At 72.3% G+C, this 1,529-nt stretch carries 2 protein-coding genes; one reads left to right on the top strand and one right to left on the bottom strand.

The features are described from left to right. Nucleotides 1-868, bottom strand: an 868-nt coding sequence (locus tag PLL68_RS15050) for a Glu/Leu/Phe/Val family dehydrogenase (protein ID WP_324535488.1), incomplete at its 3' end; no start/stop codon positions are given. Nucleotides 869-958: 90 nt separating this feature from the next. Here PLL68_RS15050 and PLL68_RS15045 point away from each other — a divergent pair. Further along, a partial coding sequence (locus PLL68_RS15045) for an LLM class flavin-dependent oxidoreductase (RefSeq protein ID WP_324535486.1) occupies nucleotides 959-1,529 on the top strand: 571 nt, incomplete at its 3' end.

Raw genomic sequence — 1,529 nt, 5'->3', positions numbered from 1 at the left:
CGAGGAAGTCGGGGGCGTAGGTGATGCCGCGCTCCCGCAGCCGCTCCGCCGTGCCACCGTGGCCCTCGCTGACCAGCTGGTTGTTGGCGCCTCCGCAGACGACCCGTGCGCGCAGCAGGTCGACGGTCACCTCGTCGAGCGCGCCGCCGAGGGCGTTGGGGCTGAACACGTCGAGCTCCTCGCGCAGCAGGTCGTCGACGTCGGCCACGGCGCGAACGCTCGGGTGCCGCGCGAGGAGGTCGCGGACGGCATCGGCATTGACGTCGGTGACGACGACCTGGGCGCCGTCGTCGAGCAGCTGCTCGGTGAGGCGCCGCCCGACCTTGCCGACTCCGGCGATGCCGACCCGGCACCCGGCGAGCGTCGGCTCACCCCAGACGTGCTGGGCGGCCGCCCGCATTCCCTGGAACACCCCGTACGCCGTGAGCACGGAGGAGTCGCCGGCACCGCCACGCTCAGGGGAACGACCGGTGGCCCATCGGGTCGACTCACCGACGACGTCCATGTCGGCGACGTAGGTGCCGACGTCACAGGCCGTGACGTAGCGGCCGCCGAGGGACTCCACGAACCGCCCGTAGGCGCGCAGCAGCTCGGGGGTCTTGTCCCGGTTCGGGTCGCCGAGGATGACGGCCTTGCCGCCGCCGTGGTCCAGCCCCGCCACCGCGTTCTTGCTCGTCATCGCCCGCGACAGGCGCAGCACGTCGGCGAGAGCCTGGTCCATCGAGGCGTAGGGGTGGAAGCGGGTGCCGCCGAGTGCCGGCCCGAGGGCGGTGTCGTGCAGGGCGATGATCGCTCGCAGGCCGGTGTCGGGATCGGTGCAGAACACGACCTGCTCGTGCCCGGCGAGGGTGATGAGTTCGGTGGCCATGGGCGCTCCTCGTGCTCGGGTCGGTGCGTCACCCACGCTATCGCTGGTGAACCTTTCGGTGGGGTCGGGGGGCTGGTGCAGGATGGCCCCATGAGCGAGCCACGCGGTCTGCGGGTCGGGTACAAGGCGTCGGCGGAGCAGTTCGCCCCGCGCGAGCTGGCGGGCTATGCCGTGCGCGCCGAGGAGCTCGGTCTGGACTCGGTGACGATCTCCGACCACTTCCAGCCGTGGCGCCTCGAGGGCGGCCACGCGCCGAACTCCCTGGCATGGATGCCGTGGGTCCTCGCGCGCACCGAGCGCGTCCTGGTGGGGACCTCGGTGCTCACCCCGACCTTCCGCTACAACCCGGCGGTGCTGGCGCAGACCTTCGCGACGATGGCGTGCCTGGCGCCCGGGCGCGTCATGCTCGGGGTGGGCACGGGGGAGGCCCTCAACGAGGTGGCGGTCGGGTCGGTCGCCGACGGGCAGTGGCCCGAGTTCAAGGAGCGCTTCGGACGCCTGCGCGAGTCCGTGCGTCTCATGCGTGAGCTGTGGACCAAGGACAGCGTCACCTTCGAGGGGGAGTACTACACCACGGTGGATGCCGCGATCTACGACCGCCCGGATGCTCCGGTCCCGGTGTACGTCGCCGCCGGGGGGCCGATGGTCGCCCGGTACGCGG

Source organism: Ornithinibacter sp. (genome assembly GCF_035443565.1).
Taxonomy (GTDB): domain Bacteria; phylum Actinomycetota; class Actinomycetes; order Actinomycetales; family Dermatophilaceae; genus Fodinibacter.
Note: the sequence above shows the minus strand (reverse complement) of the source record. Positions and strands in the feature narration are given on the sequence as shown.